The 18,721-nt window shown below is 64.9% G+C and carries 17 protein-coding genes; 7 read left to right on the plus strand and 10 right to left on the minus strand.

Annotated elements, in window-relative coordinates; all coding sequences use genetic code 11:
• The first annotated feature begins 171 nt into the window (after positions 1-171).
• Positions 172-456 carry a hypothetical protein gene (locus QX039_RS15785; protein ID WP_315737575.1) on the plus strand — a complete coding sequence of 95 codons (285 nt, stop codon included), beginning with the start codon at positions 172-174 and terminating at the stop codon, positions 454-456.
• A gap of 152 nt (positions 457-608) precedes the next feature.
• Here the strand turns inward: QX039_RS15785 and QX039_RS15790 are convergent, their stop codons facing one another.
• The gene (locus tag QX039_RS15790) at positions 609-1,667 is read right to left on the minus strand and encodes a phosphotransferase family protein (RefSeq protein WP_315737574.1); all 1,059 of its coding nucleotides are present in this window, start codon (positions 1,665-1,667) and stop codon (positions 609-611) included.
• A gap of 147 nt (positions 1,668-1,814) precedes the next feature.
• A complete protein-coding gene (locus QX039_RS15795; RefSeq protein WP_315737573.1) occupies positions 1,815-3,050 on the minus strand; it encodes an acyl-CoA dehydrogenase family protein in 1,236 nt (411 codons plus the stop codon).
• A 232-nt stretch (positions 3,051-3,282) separates the two neighbouring features.
• Here QX039_RS15795 and QX039_RS15800 point away from each other — a divergent pair, with 232 nt between their 5' ends.
• Together QX039_RS15800 and QX039_RS15805 are read left to right on the plus strand one after the other, a co-directional pair.
• Positions 3,283-3,954, plus strand: coding sequence for a TetR/AcrR family transcriptional regulator (locus tag QX039_RS15800; protein ID WP_315737572.1), 672 nt, complete (start codon positions 3,283-3,285; stop codon positions 3,952-3,954).
• Positions 3,955-3,991: 37 nt separating this feature from the next.
• A complete protein-coding gene (locus QX039_RS15805) occupies positions 3,992-4,237 on the plus strand; it encodes a hypothetical protein (RefSeq protein WP_315737571.1) in 246 nt (81 codons plus the stop codon).
• Between the two features lie 122 nt (positions 4,238-4,359).
• Here the strand turns inward: QX039_RS15805 and QX039_RS15810 are convergent, their stop codons facing one another.
• On the minus strand, positions 4,360-5,586 hold the full coding sequence (locus QX039_RS15810; protein ID WP_315771145.1) for a CaiB/BaiF CoA-transferase family protein: 1,227 nt from the start codon (positions 5,584-5,586) through the stop codon (positions 4,360-4,362).
• A 329-nt stretch (positions 5,587-5,915) separates the two neighbouring features.
• On the opposite strand from QX039_RS15810, the gene QX039_RS15815 reads away from it, so the two are divergent.
• Entirely contained in the window at positions 5,916-6,470 is a 555-nt protein-coding gene (locus QX039_RS15815) for a hypothetical protein (protein ID WP_315771144.1), read from the plus strand.
• 72 nt (positions 6,471-6,542) lie between these two features.
• Here the strand turns inward: QX039_RS15815 and QX039_RS15820 are convergent, their stop codons facing one another.
• The gene (locus QX039_RS15820) at positions 6,543-7,292 is read right to left on the minus strand and encodes an NUDIX hydrolase (RefSeq protein WP_315771142.1); all 750 of its coding nucleotides are present in this window, start codon (positions 7,290-7,292) and stop codon (positions 6,543-6,545) included.
• 117 nt (positions 7,293-7,409) lie between these two features.
• Between QX039_RS15820 and QX039_RS15825 the strand changes: the two genes are divergently transcribed.
• Both QX039_RS15825 and QX039_RS15830 read left to right on the plus strand, forming a co-directional pair.
• On the plus strand, positions 7,410-8,447 hold the full coding sequence (locus QX039_RS15825; RefSeq protein ID WP_315771140.1) for an SPFH domain-containing protein: 1,038 nt from the start codon (positions 7,410-7,412) through the stop codon (positions 8,445-8,447).
• Positions 8,434-9,366, plus strand: coding sequence for a sugar kinase (locus tag QX039_RS15830; protein ID WP_315771138.1), 933 nt, complete (start codon positions 8,434-8,436; stop codon positions 9,364-9,366). The genes QX039_RS15825 and QX039_RS15830 overlap by 14 nt, the downstream gene beginning before the upstream one ends.
• A 323-nt stretch (positions 9,367-9,689) precedes the next feature.
• Here QX039_RS15830 and QX039_RS15835 read toward each other — a convergent pair whose 3' ends face one another.
• The 4 genes from QX039_RS15835 to QX039_RS15850 form a co-directional block, all read right to left on the minus strand.
• Positions 9,690-11,651, minus strand: coding sequence for an alpha amylase C-terminal domain-containing protein (locus tag QX039_RS15835; protein ID WP_315771137.1), 1,962 nt, complete (start codon positions 11,649-11,651; stop codon positions 9,690-9,692).
• Positions 11,652-11,673: 22 nt separating this feature from the next.
• Positions 11,674-12,045, minus strand: coding sequence for a tRNA-binding protein (locus QX039_RS15840; RefSeq protein ID WP_315737564.1), 372 nt, complete (start codon positions 12,043-12,045; stop codon positions 11,674-11,676).
• A gap of 505 nt (positions 12,046-12,550) precedes the next feature.
• Positions 12,551-13,462: an AraC family transcriptional regulator gene (locus QX039_RS15845; protein ID WP_315771135.1), complete on the minus strand. Its 912-nt coding sequence runs from the start codon at positions 13,460-13,462 to the stop codon at positions 12,551-12,553.
• A 257-nt stretch (positions 13,463-13,719) separates the two neighbouring features.
• Positions 13,720-14,712 (minus strand): AraC family transcriptional regulator, encoded by a 993-nt coding sequence (locus QX039_RS15850; protein ID WP_315771134.1) that lies wholly within the window; start codon positions 14,710-14,712, stop codon positions 13,720-13,722.
• Between the two features lie 665 nt (positions 14,713-15,377).
• Here QX039_RS15850 and QX039_RS15855 point away from each other — a divergent pair.
• Positions 15,378-15,752 carry a hypothetical protein gene (locus tag QX039_RS15855; protein WP_315771133.1) on the plus strand — a complete coding sequence of 125 codons (375 nt, stop codon included), beginning with the start codon at positions 15,378-15,380 and terminating at the stop codon, positions 15,750-15,752.
• Between the two features lie 983 nt (positions 15,753-16,735).
• Here the strand turns inward: QX039_RS15855 and QX039_RS15860 are convergent.
• Positions 16,736-17,710, minus strand: coding sequence for an oligopeptide/dipeptide ABC transporter ATP-binding protein (locus tag QX039_RS15860; RefSeq protein ID WP_315737560.1), 975 nt, complete (start codon positions 17,708-17,710; stop codon positions 16,736-16,738).
• A complete protein-coding gene (locus QX039_RS15865) occupies positions 17,707-18,696 on the minus strand; it encodes an ABC transporter ATP-binding protein (RefSeq protein ID WP_315737732.1) in 990 nt (329 codons plus the stop codon). Before QX039_RS15865 ends, QX039_RS15860 begins: the two co-directional genes overlap by 4 nt.
• Positions 18,697-18,721: the final 25 nt, after the last annotated feature.

Raw genomic sequence — 18,721 nt, forward strand, 5'->3', positions numbered from 1 at the left:
GGCGCCGGGCTCAGGGTCGCGCCATGTCGTAACGAGCGACCGTCTGGTTCAAACCACGACAGGCGTGCCTGCCACCAATTTTTGCTTCGCGTCTCGAACCGCCCTCTCTTGCGCGCCGTCGAACCTCGCAAGCGGACCATTCCGGCTTCGCCGAACCGAAGGATGGATCACATGTCGAGGATATCGAAACTGCCCGCGCTTGCCTTGATCGCTGCCATGGCGGCCGGCGCGGCTGCAACGAGCGCCAGCGCGCGCGAGGTCCAGCTGCCCCGCTGCGAGCTTGTCTCCTGGGGCGCCTGCGGCACTCCCGAAACGACGATTCAACAGGCCTCCCGGTCGCGCAGCCGCGACACCTCGCCGACCTACATGAAGCAGACCGATCCGCGCTACAGCAGCGCGATGATCACGGCTGGTGGGGGCGGTGGAGGCGGTGGCGGTGGGGGCGGCGGCCGCTGACGAATGCGGCCTCGAAGCCCGGGCGAACGCAGCGACCACGGGGTCGCTCGCTCCACGCAGCATTCCGGCGCGAGAGGCCCCCGCATGTCGCTTCCGCCGTCGCTCTCCGAGCTTCGGCGTCAGCTCATGCGGGCTGCCGAACCGCCCGCGCCTTACGCTGCGCCCGCCTTCTGCGCGTAGGCCCAGGCCTGCTTGGTCATCGGCACCATGCGCTTGACCGACTCGATCGCCTTGTCGTTGGCAGCGGTGCCGTCGCGGATGCGGCCGATGATGCCCTGCAGAATGCCGGCGAGCCGGAACAGGTTGTAGGCGAAGTACCAGTTGAGGTCCGGCAGCTCGGTGCCGGTGACGCCGCGATAGATCGCGGCCGCCTCCTCCATGGTCGGGATGTTCTTGGCCTTCAGGTCGACGCCGTCGAGGCCCGGCATGATCCACTGCATCAGCAGATAGGTGAAGTCCGCCATGGGATCGCCGAGCGTCGACAGCTCCCAGTCGAGCACCGCGATGACGCGCGGCTCGGTCGCGTGGAAGATCATGTTGTCGAGCCGGTAGTCGCCATGCACGATCGAGACGCGCTGCTGCGCCGGCAAGGTGCGCGGCAGCCATTCGATCAGCTTCTCCATTTCGGGAAGGTGCTCGGTCTCGGACGCACGATACTGCTTGGTCCAGCGGTCGACCTGACGGGCAAAATAGTTGCCGGGCTTGCCAAAATCGGCGAGGCCGATTGCGGCGGGATCGTAGGTGTGCAACTTCGCCAGCGTCTCGATCTTGCTGGTGAAGATCGCGCGGCGCTGCGGCGCGTCGACATGCGGCAGGGTCGGATCCCAGAACACCCGGCCCTCCTCCATCGACATGATGTAGAAGGCAGCGCCAATGACGCTGTCGTCGTTGCACAGCGCGTAGGCCTTGGCGACGGGAAAGCCCTGCTTGCCGAGCGCGGCGATGACGCGGAATTCGCGATCGACCGCATGCGCCGACGGCAGGAGCTTGCCGAACGGCTTGCGCCTGAGCACGTAGGAGCGCGCCGGCGTGTTGAGCCGATAGGTCGGATTGGACTGGCCGCCCTTGAACTGCTCGACGGTGAGCGGGCCGGCATAGCCCTCGACATGCTCGGCCATCCACGCCGCGAGCTTGGCTTCGTCGAAGCGGTGCCGCTCCTCGACCGGCTTGGTGCCGGAGAATTCTTCGTCCTTCTTGACGCCGTCGGCCACGACGAACTCCCTTGGGTCATATTGAACGTAGGGTGGGCAAAGCGAAGCGTGCCCACCGCTTTTCTCGGAGACTGGAATGGTGGGCACGCGCCTGCCCGCGCGCTTTCGCGCCCGAGCCGACGCTTTGCCCACCCTACAAGGTCTGCGTCAATGCCGCGGCTCGTTGGCGTACTTCTTCATCTCGAGCCGGGCGATGGCGCGGTTGTGCACCTCGTCCGGGCCGTCGGCAAGACGGAGCGTGCGGATGTTGGCGTAGTCCTTGGCGAGACCCGCATCATCTGACACGCCGGCGCCGCCGAACGCCTGGATGGCGTCGTCGATGATCTTCAGCGCCATGTTGGGGGCAGCGACCTTGATCATCGCGATCTCGCCCTGCGCGGTCTTGTTGCCGACCTTGTCCATCATGTCGGCGGCCTTGAGGCACAGCAGGCGCGTCATCTCGATGTTGGTGCGGGCCTCGCCGATGCGCTGCTCCCACACCGAATGCTCGATGATCTTCTTGCCGAAGGCCTGGCGCGTCATCAGCCGGCGCACCATCTTCTCCAGCGACTCCTCGGCCTTGCCGATGGTGCGCATGCAGTGATGGATGCGGCCCGGACCGAGCCTCCCTTGCGCAATCTCGAAGCCGCGGCCCTCGCCGAGCAGGATGTTCTCTTTGGGCACCCGGACGTTCTCGAGCAGCACCTGGGCGTGGCCATGCGGCGCGTCGTCGAAGCCGAAGACCGGCAGCATCTTCTCGACCTTGATGCCGGGTGTGTCGAGCGGCACCAGGATCTGCGACTGCTGCTGATGCTTGGCGGCCGACGGATCGGTCTTACCCATCAGGATCGCGATCTTGCAGCGGGGATCGCCGACGCCCGACGACCACCATTTGCGGCCGTTGATGACATAATGATCGCCGTCACGCGTAATGCGGGTTTCGATGTTGGTGGCATCGGACGAGGCCACCGCGGGCTCCGTCATCAGGAAGGCCGAGCGGATCTCGCCGTCCATCAGCGGGCGCAGCCATTTGCGCTTCTGCTCCTTGGAGCCGTAGCGGATGAACACCTCCATGTTGCCGGTGTCCGGCGCCGAGCAGTTGAACACCTCCGAGGCCCAGGAGATGCGGCCCATCTCCTCGGACAGCAGCGCATATTCGAGATTGGTCAGGCCGGCGCCACGGAACTCGTCATCCTCGTGCTCCGACGGCGGCATGAACATGTTCCAGAGGCCTTCGGCTTTCGCCTTGGCCTTGAGGTCCTCCAGGATCGGGATCACCTTCCAGCGATCGCCCTCGGCGTCCTGCTGCTTGTAGATCGGCACCGCCGGGCGGACATGCTTGGTCATGAAGCTGCGCACGCGCTCCAGCCATTCCTGCTGCTTCGCCGACATCGTGAAGTCCATGGGACTCTCCTCAGGGTTTCCTCGAGATTGTTTTGACCGCAGTGTCGGTCCGCACGTCGCGTTCTTGCAAGTGTGATCTTGCGCGGCACGACCGCGCGAACCGTCGCTGCAGTGCCAAAATGTCGTCTCGCGGAAGCACCGCGATTGACATTCCGGCCGTCTCAAACAATAGTTTCATACAATTGTTTGAAACGCAACTCCCCACCCTGCTTCGTCGTTCGGGAGGACCAGCATGGCGACCGACCAGACCCGGACTGCGATCCTGATCGCCGCCGAGCGGCTCTATGCCGAGCGCGGCTTCTCCGACGTGACCTTGCGCGACATCGTGGCGGAGGCGAACGTCAATCTCGCCGCGGTGAACTATCATTTCGGCTCCAAGGACGAGCTGATCGCCGAACTGTTCGTGACGCGCTCGATCGCGCTCAACCGCGAGCGGCTGCGCGAATTGCGCGCGGCGGAGGATGCCGGCGGCGGCCGCGCCGACATCAGCGACATCCTGCGCGCGCTGGTCGGCCCGATCCTGCGCGGCTGCCTGGGGCCGGAGAACCAGCGTTCGGCGGTGGCGCAATTCATGATCCGCGCCTCGATCGAATCGGTGCCGCCAATCCGCCGCATCAAGAACAAGGAAATCGACCATCTGCGGAAGTTCGCCGCGGCGATGAAGCGCGCTTTGCCCGACAGCTCCGAGGTCGACCTGTTCTGGGGCCTGCATTTTGCGCTCGCCATGGCGCATCACACCATCCGCGAGAGCGAGCGGCTGACCAAGCTCTCCGACGGCCGATGCGACCTCGACGATGTCGAGGATGTGATCGCGCGGGTGGTGCGCGGTGCCGTGCTCGGCTTGACGACGCGCGTGCCGGCGGCAAAGTCACAGGCCAAGGTCGCAGCGCGCGAGGCGCGCTAGACCTCGTGCTCCGCTGGATGAGAAGGAAGCTCGCCTGATGACGCAGCGCCTGCGATTGATCATGGCCGTCGCCGCCACGGCGCTCGCGATGGTGACCGCCAGCGAGCCGGTGCTGGCCCGCGGCGCCGCCGCCAGCATCATGAACTCGCCGGGCTATCAGCGCCGCCTGCAGGAATCGCGGCAGCAGCTGGGCGCGCCGCCGCGGGCCCCGTTGTTCGAAGCGCCGCACTCTTATTCTCCGTGGAAGGCGAAGCGGCACCGGCATCACCGCCACGCCCACTGATCGTACGCTACACCACGTCCTCTGCTTCAAACTGCAGCCCGGATGAGCGCAGCGACATCCGGGGTCCTCACCGGCGGTAGTGACGATCCCGCATGTCGCTTTCGTTCATGCGGGCTACGCGGCTACACCACGCCCTGCTGCTTCAACGCTGCGATTTTCGCATCGTCATAGCCGAGTTGCGCCAGCACGTCCCGGGTGTGCTCACCGAGCAGCGGCGGCGCGCGGTACTCCGTGATCGGCGTGCCCGAGAAGGTGAGCGCATTGCGGATCAAGGACAACTGCGGCTCGAACGGGTGCTCGACCTTCACCTGCATGCCGCGCGAGCGCACATGCGGATCGGCGAACACGTGGGCGAAATCGTTCACGGGTCCGCAAGGCACGCCCGCTTTTTCGAGCTCTTCCAGCCAATGCGCCACCGAGTTCTTCAGGAACAGGCCGGCAAAGATCGCCATGATCTCCTTGCCGTTGACGACGCGGTCGTTGTTCTTGACGAATTTCGGATCGGTGGCGAGCTCGGGCGCCCCTAACACGGCGCAGGTGCGCGCGAATTGCGCATCGTTGCCGACCACCAGCATCAATTCGCCGTCGGTGCAGCGGAACACGCCGGCCGGCATGCCGCCATTCCCCCAGGTGCCGCGGCGCGGCGGCGACTTGCCGTTGACCAGGAAGATCTGGGCGTAGTGCGACAGCGAGGCGATCACGGTGTCGAACAGGCAGACGTCGACGTGCTGGCCGCCGCCGCCATTGACGTCGCGGTGATACAGCGCCGCGAGAATGCCGATCGAGGTGTTCATGCCGGTCATGTAATCGACGATCGACGGCCCGACCTTCATCGGCCCCGCCCCCGGCTCGCCGTCCATGTGGCCGGTGACACTCATCAGCCCGCCCATGGCCTGGAAGATCGCGTCATAGCCGGCGCGCGGGGCATACGGCCCGGTCTGGCCGAAGCCGGTGACCGAACAATAGATCACGTCCGGGTTGACCGCGCGGATCGCCTCATAGTCGAGGCCATAGCGCTTGAGATCGCCGACCTTGTAGTTCTCCATGAAGACGTCGCAATCCTTGGCGAGCGCGCGGATGATCTCCTGCCCCTCCGGGCTCGCGATGTTGACGGTCACCGACTTCTTGTTGCGGTTGGCGCAGATGTAGAACGAGTTGTTGTTGTTCGCCTTGCCGTCGGGATCCCGGAGGTAAGGCGGGCCGAAGGCGCGCGCGTCGTCTCCCGTGCCGGGCCGCTCGATCTTGATCACCTCGGCGCCGAGATCGGCCAGCATCTGCGCGGACAAGGGTCCGGCGAGCACGCGCGTCAGATCGAGAATCTTGATGCCAGAAAGCGGCAGGGCCGACATGGAGTTCCTCCGGGAGATTTATTCCTTGTGGCGGATTTGCTCTGCGAGGCACCGCCTGTCACCCGCGGATACACCATTTCGTGCCCCGGAGCACTGCGCTGGCGGCATGCGGCCTTGCCCGGCACAGGATGTCACCCGGATTCGCGAGGCTCACCGAACCGGTAGCACCCATTGGGAATGCGCCCGCAATCACCGGGGCACGCGCCGACTTTCTTGCTTCGTTTTGTGTGCGACGGGAGTCCAGACACATCCGGACACAGGGAACAAGGAGCCGTTAAGCGTTACAACCACAGCTGGAGACAGGTTTGATGTCTTACCCGGAGCACACCATGACGTCGATCTCTGCCTCCTCGATGAGCGGCTTTTCGCCGCTCGACCTGCTCAAGCAGGAGCTCACCAAGGAAGTCTCGGCCGGCAAGGTCAGCTCGACCGACCAGACCGCCTTGTCGTCGGCGCTCGACGACATCGACTCCGCATTGAAGAGCGGCGGCAACAGCTCGTCCTCGTCGTCGACCTCCAGCACGCCGCCCTCGCCCGAGGAGATGCAGTCGAAGATCGACGATCTCATCCAGAGCGAGGTCGACAGCGGCAAGCTCACCTCCGACCAGGCGACCGAATTGAAGAACGTATTCGCCAATGCGTTCTCCGGCAGAGGCGCCGGCGGTCCGCCGCCCGCACCGAGCGACGATGCCAGCAGCGACACCACGTCGAGCACCTCGTCGTCGTCCTCGTCGAGCTCATCGTCTCAAGTCGAGGAGCTGTTGAAGAAGCTGCTCGAGGCGCTGCAGAGCTCGAACAGCAGCAAGACCTCGTCCTACAGCGCCAGCGGCACCAGCTCGTCGAGCTCGTCCAGCAAGTCGCTGGTGGTCGACTTCTCGGCATGATCCGGCGGTCTCACCATTGTGCCCGCGGTCTATCGCAGCGCTCATGCGGGCTACGTGGAGAAACCGGCGGCGTCACTCCGGCGCATTGAACGTCCGCGCGAAATACACCGGCGCAGCCGTCTTTTTCAGGCGGTAGAGCTGCGCCGGCCGGTTCGGCCCCTTGCGCATCTTGGCGATCGGTTCGATGAGGTCGGCCGACAGCATGCGGGTCCGGAAGGCGCTCTTTTCCAGCGCACGATCCAGCACGACCTCGTAGGTCCGCTGCAGTTCGGGCAAGGTGAATTCCTCGGGCATCAGATAGGCCGGCAGCGAGGTGTACTCGACCTTGTTGCGCAGTCGCTGCACCGCAGCGCGCAGGATCTCCGTATGATCGAAAGCGAGCTTCGGCTTCACGCCGGTCCCGTCGAGCGGAAACCATTGCGCGTCCGCGGCGAGCGCCGTCTCCGCCGCTGACGTCGGGACCAGCGCAAAATACGCGTGGGTCGCCGACCAGCCGCGGGGATCGCGGTTCGCGCTGCCCCAGCTGCCGAGTTGCTCCAGATACGGGCTGACGACGCCGGTCTTCTCGACGAGCTTGCGCCGGGCGCAGGCTTCGAGATCGCGATCCGTGTCGACATCGACGAAGCCGCCCGGCAGCGCGAAAGCGTCCGGGAACGGCTCACCCTCGCCGTGACCGCGGCGCACCAGCAGCACGTGCAGCGCCTCCAGGCGGATCGTGAAGATGACGACGTCGACCGTCGTCAACGGGCGTGGGAAATTAAGCCCGGCCCTGCCTCGCCCGATCTCGCCCGCGCCGCCGCCTGGTTCTTGCCGTCCCGCCATGCCGCCCCCTGACCGCCTTGCCGAATTTTGCCCCTTGACACTAGCACGCTTAGTTGTACTGTCCAACTTACTTAGTTGGCGTAACACACTTACGCCATCAGACGTCAGGAGGCCGCCATGTTCGGCATTCGCTTCATCAAGGCCCAACCCACCACCTACCTCCTCAAATACCGCGCCGGCGCCGTGGTCGAGGAAGGCGCCGGGCTCTCCACCTTCTATTACGGGCCCGCGACCTCGCTGGTCGCGATCCCCATCGGCAGCCGCGACGCCCCCTTCATCTTCCAGCAGATCGCCCGCGACTTTCAGACGCTGACGATCCAGGGCCAGGTCACCTACCGCATCGGCGAGCCGAGGAAGGCAGCGGCGATGCTGAACTTCACCCTCAAGCGCGACGGCAAGACGTACGAGTCGGACGACCCGGAGGAGCTGCCGCAGCGCGTGCTCGGCGCGGTCGAGGTGCTGGCACAGCAGGCGGTCAAGGACATGACCCTGAAGGAGGCACTGCGCGCCTCCGACCGCATTGCCGAGGCGATTGCGGAGGGACTGAAGAGCCGCGCCGACATCGATGCGCTGGGGCTGGAGATCCTCGGCGTCGCCGTGCGCGCGGTGAAGCCGACGCCGGAGACCGCCAAGGCGCTCGAGGCCGAAGCGCGCGAGGCGATTCTGAAGACCGCCGATGAAGCGATCTTCGCGCGGCGCAACTTTGCCGTGGAGCGCGAGCGGGCGATCCGCGAGAGCGAACTCGACACCGAGATTGCGGTCGAACAGAAGAAGCGCTCGATCCGCGAGACGCAGATGGACGCGGAGGCCAGCGTCGCGGCGAAGAAGAACGAGCTGCGCGAGGCCGGCATGGTCGCCGACATCGGGCTGGAGGCGAGGCGCAAGGATTTCGTGGCGCTGAACGCGGCCAATACCCGCACCTTGGCCGATGCCGAGGCCTATCGCGTCGGCGCGCTGATGAAGATCTTCGAGGGCGTCGACACCCGCGTGATCCAGGCGCTGGCCGCCACCGGCATGCAGCCGGGCCAGTTGATCGCACAGGCGTTTTCGGGTCTCGCCGAGAAGGCCGAGAAGATCGGGCAGCTCAACGTCTCGCCCGAGCTGCTGAACAGCCTGATGCAGAAACCCGCGGAGGCTGCCCGTGTCCGGCAATGACCGCAAGGTGGTGCTGGTCACGCGAAGGACGCGGCTCGAGGAGCTGATCGCAAGGTTCCTCACCGCGGACCAGGCCCGCTTCTATGTCGAGCATCTCGGCGCCGACTTCTCCGACTATGAGCGCGAGCACGCGGCCTACCAGGCCGCGCGCTTGACCAGCGTCCAGACGCTGGAACGCTGGGGCCGCTACCAGATCGTCGACCGCAGCTTCCTGCCGAACTTCCTGTTCGGCCCGGCCGACATCGTCGCGGCGCTCGGCCCGGACGGCCTCGTCGCCAACACGATGAAATATCTCGACGGCCAGCCGTTGCTCGGCCTCAACCCGGACGCGGCCCGGCATGACGGCGTGCTGCTGCCGTTCGCGCCGGAGAACCTCGCGAGCCTGCTGCCCGAGGTCGCCGCCGACAAGCGCGCCGCCAAGGCGGTGACCATGGCACGCGCAAGCCTCGCCGACGGCCAGGTGCTGCACGCCGTCAACGACCTCTTCATCGGCGCGCGCACCCATGTCTCGGCCCGTTACGAGATCGCGACGCGCGACAGCCATGAGCGGCAGTCCTCCAGCGGTCTGATCGTGGCAACGGGGCTCGGCTCGACCGCCTGGTTCAAGAGCATCGTCACCGGCGCGCTCGCCATCGCCGGCAGCTTCGGTGGCCGCACGACGGGCGGCGACTACACCCCCCTGCCCTGGGACGCCCGAAGCTTGCGTTTCGCCGTGCGCGAGCCGTTCCCGAGCAAGACCTCACAGACCTCGCTGGTCTGCGGCGGCCTCGTGGGCGCGGAGACCTTGCGGCTGCGCTCGCTGATGCCCGAGAACGGCGTCATCTTCTCCGACGGCATCGAGGCCGACCATCTCGACTTCAATGCCGGGACCGAGGCGGTGATCGGAATCGCGGAGCGGCACGGCCGGCTGATCGTGTAGTTCGGTCCCGCAGGTCGCGTGGTTGGCAGCGTAACGTGCTCTTGCCGCGTCATTGCGAGCGCAGCGAAGCAATCCAGACTGTCTCTGCGGAAAGATTCTGGATTGCGTCGCTTCGCTCGCAATGACGGAGGAAAGACCAAGCGTCCATCTTCCACATGTCGTCGCTGCGGGCGCGCGGCCGTAGGGTGAGCAAAGCGGCCGCCGAAGGCGGCAGCGTGCCCATCGTGGATCGGCGAGCTCTACGGCGAAGATGGTGCGCACGGCGCAATCCCGATCTGGGTCGTGGACAGAACACGGCTGCGCCCTTGCCCACCCTACGGCCGTTACGCCCGCGCAAACACCAGCACGCCGTTCGCCGGGATCGTCACCATCGCCGAGCACGGCTGGCTGTGCAGCGCCGGGCCGCCTGCGATCACAGCGCCATTGTTGCCGACCACGCCCGGATTGACCCAATTGTCGTAGACGTCGCTGTTGAACACCTCTTTCCACTGCCCGGCCGCCGGAAAGCCGATGGCGTAGTCGCGCCATGGCGTCTCGCTCAGGCTCACGATTACGACGACGTCGTCGCCCTGGCCATCCCAGCGGTGAAAGGCGAGCACGCGGTTGCCGTCATGGACGTGGACGATGGCGCAGCCTTCGGCGGTCAGCGCCGGATGGGTGCGGCGGATCGCGATCAGTTCGCTGGTAAAGCGCATCGCATCGGCGGTGATCTTGTCCTCGCCGTCAAGCAGCGCCCAACTGATCGTTGTGTCGGGGTTCGGCGTGTCGCTCCATGGTCTGTCCTCGAACAGTTCCTGGCCCATGAACAGCATCGGGATGCCCGGCGCGGTCAGCAACAGGCCCGTGGCGACGCGGCTGCGGCTGCGCGCATACCAGCAGCGGCTGTCGACGGGATCGGCGAGGCGCGGGATGCGCGGCTCGCGGCCGGCATAGACGATGTCGTGGTTCTCGATCGAGTTCACCGCGCGCCAGCGCTTGTCGAGGCTGAGATCGGCGATCGCCGCGGCGATCGGCTGCATCGCAACGGCAGCGCCGGCGCCTCCGGCCGCGCTGGCGATGGCGCCGCGCACAGCAAGGCGCAGGCCGTCGCTCCAGGTCGCGTCGAAGCCGGCGCCACCTTGTGCGATGTCCCGCACCACCCACGGGTTCACCGGCCAATATTCGGCGATCTGGAACGCGTCGGGCTTCTCGGCGCGCAGCGCCTCGGTGAGCTGCTGGCAGGTCGCCCAGCCGCCGAAGCGGTCCATCACGCTGACCTCGTCGAAGCGCAGGCCGTCGGCGTGGTACTCGCGGTACAGCATCACGGCATTGTCGACGAGGTACTGCCGAACGTCGGCGTTCCAATAGGCGAACACCTGGCCGCCGGCCCAGCCCTGGTCGGTGAAGTACAGGCTGCGGTTGGGATCGCCATAGGCCTGACGGTCGAAGAACCAGATGCTGTTCTCGTCAAAACCGCCGCCGGCGTGGTTGTAGACGACGTCGAACAGCACCGCGATGCCATGGACATGACAGACGTCGATCAAGGCGCGCAGTTGGTCGTCGCAATGACGCACGGTGTCGACGCCGGCGTAAGGCGCCGCGCCAGCCGCGACCAGGATCTCATTGGTGCGGGCGACATAGGCGGCGAGATGCGCCTCCTCGGCCTCGCCATAGTCGGTTTCCGGGCTGAACAGGTCGGTGCCGTTGTAGCCCATGCTGAACATGGTCGGGAATTCCTGCACCGGCAGCAGCTCGATGGCGTTGATGCCGAGCTTCGCCAGGTGCGGCACGCGCTCGATCACGTCGAAGAAGCAGCCGTCGGGATTGCCCGCCTTCATGTCGAAGGTGCCGACGTGGAGCTGGTAGATCACGAGCTCGCTATAAGGCGGCGGTGTGAACGCGGTGTCGTGCCAGGGAAACGCGTTGGGATTACGCAGCACCGAATGCGATTGCGGGAACGGCGGATCGACGGTCAAGAGCCGCGCATGCGGATCGCGCTTGTAACCCGAGGTGCCCTCGCCTTCGACGAAGTACATGTAGGCGTCGCCGTCCTTCAGGCCGGGGATGAAGATCGCCCAATGGCCGTTGCCGATCGGCGCCAGGCGGCAGCTCGCGTCCTGCGCCCAGTCGTTGAACGGGCCGGAGACGTAGACCGCCTTGGCATGCGGCGCGAACACGCGGAAGGTAGCGCCGCCGGTCACCAGGGTGCCGCCCATGGGAGCCTGGAGAAGATGCATCTGCCGCAGCGAAATCCTCAATCCTTCGGGGAATGGCGGCAGCGTAACAGGTTCGAGCAGCATATCCATGATGGTCGGCTCTCCCCGGCGCTCAGAACAGCCGCGCGCCATTCGGCACGGGCTTGTCCGGCTGGAACAGCACGACGTTGCCGGCCTCGTCCGGGAAGCCGAGCGTCAGCACCTCGGACATGAACTTGCCGATCTGGCGCGGCGGGAAATTGACGACGCCGGCGACCTGGCGGCCGATCAGGGTGGCTGGATCGTAGAGCGTGGCGATCTGGGCGCTGGAGCGCCTGGTGCCGATGCCGGGCCCGAAATCGATCGTCAGCTTCAGCGACGGTTTGCGCGCCTCCGGATAGGGCTCGGCCGCGACGATGGTGCCGACGCGGATGTCGACGACCAAGAACTGGTCGAAGCTGATCCCTGCTGCCGCCGGCGCTGTGGGATCATGGGCAAGATGCATGGCGGCCTCATCGAACGCATGACCGCGCGGGAAGGCTTGCGGTGCCGACGCGGTCTGGGTCGGAATCTTTAATCGCCATAAGGGCTCCTGACAATGCACCCGCCCGGCGACGGCACGGCATATGGACGATTGGCTGTATTGGTGTGGCAGGCCGGTCGCAGGGTGCGAAGCCTTCAATCGCAGGCTGGGCAAGCGGGGGTGCCGCTGCCCCGCATCGCCGAGCGGGAGGTGCGTGAATCGCCATGGAATGTCGCTATCCGGCGAATCGTCGCGTGCACGCCTTGACCCGCCCTGCAGCATGTCCGCCGCCGAGCGCAATGATTATGACACGTCGCCCGTATTGTCGCAGTTCGGTCGCTTTGCCTCCAGACACAGCACGGAGGCCCAGCCTGGCTGCGACTACTGGACATCATCAGCAAGCTTCGCCGGGCACAACCTGCCCACCGCGCGTTGCCGGCCCCGGCGCTCTTGGGAATGGTCCTGGCCGGCGCTTCTGTCAGGCGAGCTAGGCGGCGCGCCGCCCGCGCGACAGAGTTTCGGATGGAAGCTCACCGAACATGTCGCGATAGTCTCTTGCGAAGTGTCCGAGATTTCCGAAGCCGCAATTGAAGGCGACTGCAGAGACGGAGGTGCGCTGATCTGCCCCCGAGAGCATCTGCTTTGCCCGTCGCAATCGCACCGTTTTCGCAAACGCCATCGGCGAGTATCCGCGGCTCTTCTTGAAAGCTGTATAGAGCGCGCGGATGCTGACGCCTGTCTGTGATGCCAGCGCCTCGATCGTGATGGCGCGGTCCCAAGAGGCCTCGATATACTCTTCGGCCAGCCGGACGATCCGCGGCACGACGTCCTTTTCGGCTCTCTCCAACAGCTCGCTGAAATTGTGGCGGTGAGCCGACAGGAAGGAAACGATGAGAGCCTGCTCCAGTTCAACGAGCACCGTGCGTGGCAGCTCTGTCGCCGCCGCATCCAACTGATGAGCGAGGAACATCGCCAGATCGCGCAAGACCAGAGCGTTCGGCTGCACCGCAGCCGCTATGGGATCAAACTTGAGGACACCGGCTGGCTTTGCACCGAGCAGCGTCGTCAATGTCTGCTCCAACGCCCTCGCGCTTATTCGAAGAATGAGCTGCTCATAACCTGGCTCGAACACAATCCTGTTGGGTTCGCCAGGCGCAACTATGCAGGACTGCCGCTCGGTTATCGCGATCGCCGTGCGATTCAGAATGGTCAAAGCGCTGCCTTTGAGGCCAATTTGCAGGCGCGCGAAGTCGCTCTCCGGGAACTTGACGACCGCCCTCGCCCCGCCATATGCACAAAAGCCCAGGCCGATATTCGTAAGCTGAAGGTAGTTGCCCACCCCCAGGAAGCCATCTGCCTTGGTGACTGCGAAGCCAGTTGCCCCGTAGACCGTACGCAACGCGTGCTCCATCGCCTCCGGATCGTCTGTACGAATGACGGGAGCGCGGCTCAGGAGGCTTACGGATCGGTCCAAGTTCATCGAAGGATGGTATCTCAGGTTTGACCGGACTCAAACCTGGGAAAAACCCGGTCAGCGGCGAGGTGCCGCAGCTCCCTTCATCGCCGATATAGCTTGAGGTTCCAGTTTCTGAGCGACCTTTGCTGCTGCCCCAGCGCTCTTGGGAATGGTCCTGGCCGACGCTTCTATCAGGCGAGCTAGGCGGCGCGCCGCCCGCGCGACAGAGTTTCGGATGGAAGCTCACCGAACATGTCGCGATAGTCTCTTGCGAAGTGTCCGAGATTTCCGAAGCCGCAATTGAAGGCGACTGCAGAGACGGAGGTGCGCTGATCTGGCCCCGAGAGCATCTGTTTTGCCTGTCGCAATCGCACCGTTTTTGCAAACGCCGTCGGCGAGTATCCGCGGCTCTTCTTAAACGCAGCAGAGAGCGCGCGGATGCTGACGCCTGTCTGCGATGCCAGCTCCTCGATCGTGATGGCGCGCCCCCAAGAGGCCTCGATATACTCTTCGGTCAGCCGAACGATCTGCGGCGCGACGTCCTTTTCGGCTCGCTCCAACAGCTCGCTGAAATTGTGGCGGTGAGCCGACAGGAAGGAAACGATGAGAGCCTGCTCCAGTTCGACGAGCACCGTGCGTGGCAGCTCTGTCGCCGTCGCATCCAACTGATGAGCGAGAAACATCGCCAGATCGCGCAAAACCAGAGCGTTCGGCTGCACCGCAGCCGCTATGGGATCAAACTTGAGGACACCGGCTGGCTTTGCGCCGAGCAGCGTCGTCAATGTCTGCTCCAACGCCCTCGCGCTTATTCGAAGAATGAGCTGCTCATAACCTGGCTCGAACACAATCTTGTTGGGCTCGCCCGGCGCAACTATGCAGGACTGCCGCTCGGTTACCGCGATCGCCGTGCCATTTAGAATGGTCACAGCGCTGCCTTTGAGGGCAATTTGCAGGCGCGCGAAGTCGCTCTCCGGGAACTCGACGACTGACCTTGCGCCGCCATATGCACAAAAGCCGAGGCCGATGCTCGCAAGCTGAAGGTAGTTGCCCACCCCCTGGAAGCCATCTGCGTTGGAGACTGCGAATCCAGTTGCCCCGTACACCGTACGCAACGCGTGCTCCATCGCCTCCGGATCGTCTGTACGAATGACGGGAGCGCGGCTCAGCAGGCTCACGGATCGGTCGAGGTTCATCGGAGGATCGGTCCCCACTCTTATATGGCTTTTGCCAAAATATTGGAGCGTACGTCTTCCGGGCTGATCCAAGTCAACCTCCGAACACTTTCGTCAGGCGGCAGGCGCCTCAGTTCCATCAGGTTCCCGTTTCTCACATGTTAATTCGAAAGGGTAATTGGCTAGTGATGCAGCTAATTCTGAGCAAAGTTTGCAGAGACTGGACTTGAGAATGACTTCAAAATCGCTGCGCGACGCGCTTCAATCTCGTTGAGATGAACAGGCCGCAGGTCTTCTCTGCGGCCGCAAGAGAGGAGACGAACGTGGCGGCACGGGACCAGTATTTCAGCCCGACGACGTGGAACTCATGAGGTCCGTGCTGGACGAGGCGGTGATCATCCTGCCCACTGACACACCGCCAGTGTCTCACGTTTCCTATGGGACACAGTCCTCATGATTGGCTCTCAAGCCTGAGCGGGCGTCGTTCGCGTGCCGCTCGACGGCTTTGAGGGAATGGGGATCAGGTGATCAAGACAAGCGCCCCCAACCGTCGACGCTGGGCGCTTGAGATACTCGATATTGCGAAGCAGGTCACCGAAGCGATGAACTTATGACCTTGTCACAACGCGAGCCTGGCAACGTCCACACGCCTGTCGATATGAGGCGATATGAAGTGAGTCCTTATCATGCTTATCAAGACGGTCACGTTGCATTCTATTACTTATCTTGTAGGGATTACCAGTTCAGTGGCAGTGCACCAGGTCATCCCCTCGCCGGGCACAGCGATCATCTTCCAGTCTGGCACGACTGCAATACGTTATCAGCAGGTCGCCAATCGCTCGACCAAAAGCGATAAGTTGCCAATCAGGCACGCAAATCGTCAACTCAACGTGCCAGGTTCTAAATTCGGAACCGACTGCAAACCGCCAATTGATGTCCCTGGGCGCTGCTTTGCAGACGCCGAAGGGATCCGCAAGGTCGCGTTGTCCGCTCCCGACCCCCTTCGTGGCATACCGATTGCTTTGAACCAAATCGGTCCTGATGCGACGGGTCTGGTGTAGTCGTGGTGCAGAAAAAAATGACCGATATTCGAAGCGGCGACCTGTCCAATCAGGCTGTATTGAAATCGCTAAGTAGACTCCGCGCAGCAAAGCTGCGCCTCGATCGGCCGACGTCGCTCCAATCGACAGAGGCCACCCTGTTGTCGCAGATCGCGCTTTGCGACGTTCTATTGGACGAAATTCAGTCGATCGCTTGCAGCCTAAAGCGGCCGAGGCCGTACCCCGGTGAGCCGACGGCTGGTCGGAACCGGGCACGGCTGTGGTACCGTTCCTCAAACATGGGGTGCAGCGCCGGCACGCGGCGCAGCGATGCCGCCTTCCACCGCTGGAGACGGGGCCGCGTGCCGTCGATTGACGAGGCCGGTGCGGCCGATGGGTCCCAGGGTCCCCCACGCGCATCGCGGCCGCTCGCCGCAGAGTCTCGCAGCCTCCCAAAACTCCGCTGTCTTCCCGGCGTACGCAGGGACCCATAACCACGGGGGATTGGTGACATGAGATGGCCCGACGTCCGCAGCCCAACGGCCTTTACGGAGGATAGGTCCCGGGTCGGCGCCCCGCCGCCGCTTCGCGCCGTCGTGGCTTGCTCGGGACGACAACGGAGGTTGGCGGGAGAGCGGAGACGCGGATCAGTCGTCACGTAGCCCGGATGAGCGCAGCGACATCCGGGTTCACCGACACGGCACGTGAGACCCCGCATGTCGCTGGCGCCGACGCGCGTCCCGCGCGCCGGCTATCGCTCATGCGGGCTACGCGCCGCACCCAGACAGATCCGCCAGATCCGCGCGAGAAGCGCACCATCTCTCCCCCGTCATGGCGCGCGCAATGAAGCAATCCAGACTGCCGCCGCGGGACGATTCTGGATTGCTTCGCTGCGCTTGCAACGACGATTGGCGCGACGGTCTCGTGCGTCAAGCTGTCATTCGCACCGGGCGGTGGGCACGTCGCTGCGCGGCTTTCGCCGCGTAGCGCCTACACGACTACAACTACACATTCTCCAGATGGCACGCCACCCACTGGTCCTCGCCCTTCAGACGCAGCTCGGGCGCCTCCACTCGGCAGCGGTCGAATGCGAGCGGGCAGCGGGTGTTGAAGCGGCAGCCCTTGGGCGGGTTGACGGGGCTGGGAACATCGCCCTTGAGAATGATCGGGGTGCGCTCGGCGCCGGGCTCGGGAATTGGGACGGCTGAGAGAAGCGCCCTGGTGTAGGGATGGCCGGGGGACGCGAAGATCTGGCGGCGCGGGGCGAGCTCGACGATGCGGCCGAGATACATCACGGCGACGCGGTGCGTCATGTGCTCGACGATGGCGAGGTCGTGGCTGATGAAGAGGAGCGCGAGGCCGAACTCGCGCTGCAAATCCTGCAGCAGGTTGACGATCTGCGCCTTGACGGAGACGTCGAGCGCCGACACCGCCTCGTCACAAACGATCAGGTCGGGCTTGGCGGCGAGCGCGCGCGCAATGCCGATGCGCTGGCGCTGGCCGCCGGAGAATTCGTGCGGGCGGCGGTTCACGGCGTCGCGCGGCAGCCGGACGATCTCCATCAGCTCGGCAATGCGCGCATCGCGCTCGGCCGCAGTCTTGGCGAGGCCGAAATTGTTGATCGGCTCGGCGAGGATGTCGCGGATGCGCATCCGCGGATTGAGGCTGGAGAACGGATCCTGGAACACGACCTGCACGCGGCGGCGCATCTCGCGCAGGCGGTGCGGGCCGAGATCGTCGATGCGCAGGCCGTCGAGCACGATCTGTCCGGCCGTGATGTCGAACAGCCGCAGGATGGCGCGGCCGACGGTCGACTTGCCGCAGCCGGATTCGCCGACCAGCGACAGGGTCTCGCCGCGCGCGATCTCGAACGACACGCCGTCGACGGCGTGCACCCGGCTCTTGGCTCGGCCGAACAGGCCGCTGCGGATCGGAAAATGCTTCTTGAGGTCGTTGACCTGCAGCAAGGGAGCGCTCATGCGGCGGCCTGCTCCTTGGCGGCGAAGTGACAGGCAGCGATGTGGTGCGGCGCCTTCTGCTCCAGCCCCGGCGCATATTGCCGGCACACATCGGTGGCGAGCGCGCAGCGGCCGGCGAACACGCAGCCCTCGATGCGCTGCTTGAGGTCCGGCACCTGGCCGGGAATCTCCGCGAGCCGCTTGATCTCGCCCGACAGCGACGAGCCGAGCTTCGGCAGCGCGCCGAGCAGGCCCTGCGTGTAGGGATGGCGGGGGCTGCGGAACAGTTCCCTCACCGGCGCTTCTTCGACCTTGCGGCCCGCATACATCACCATCACCCGCTCGGCGACCTCGGCAACGACGCCGAGATCATGGGTGATCAGGATGATCGCAGCGCCGACGCGCTGCTTCAGTTCCAGCATCAGCTTGAGGATCTGCGCCTGGATGGTGACGTCGAGCGCGGTGGTCGGCTCGTCGGCGATCAGGAGCTTTGGATTGCAGGCGAGCGCCATCGCGATCATCACGCGCTGGCGCATGCCGCCGGAGAGCTGATGCGGATATTCGCGCACGCGCCGTGCCGGCTCGGGGATGCCGACCAGGGTCAGCATCTCCACCGCGCGCGCCTCCGCCTGCGCCTGGTCGAGCCCCTGATGCAGCCGCAAGGTCTCGCCGATCTGGCGGCCAACCGTCAGCACCGGGTTGAGGCTGGTCATCGGCTCCTGGAAGATCATCGAGATGTCGTTGCCGCGAAGCGCGCGCATCTCGCGGTCGGAGAGCGTCAGGATCTCCCTGCCCTCGAGGCGGATGGAGCCGGCGATCTTGCCGGGCGGCTCCGGGATCAGGCGCATCATCGACATCGACGTGACCGACTTGCCGCAGCCGGATTCACCGACGATGGCGAGCGTCTCGCCGGGATTGACGTGGAACGACACGCCGTCGACGGCGCGGTTGATGCCGGTGGGGGTGCGGAAATGAACCTGCAGATTCTCGACCTCGAGCAATGGCATCATTTGAGCTCCCGGCGATCTCTAA

It is taken from the genome of Bradyrhizobium sp. SZCCHNR1043 (genome assembly GCF_032489675.1).
GTDB lineage: Bacteria > Pseudomonadota > Alphaproteobacteria > Rhizobiales > Xanthobacteraceae > Bradyrhizobium.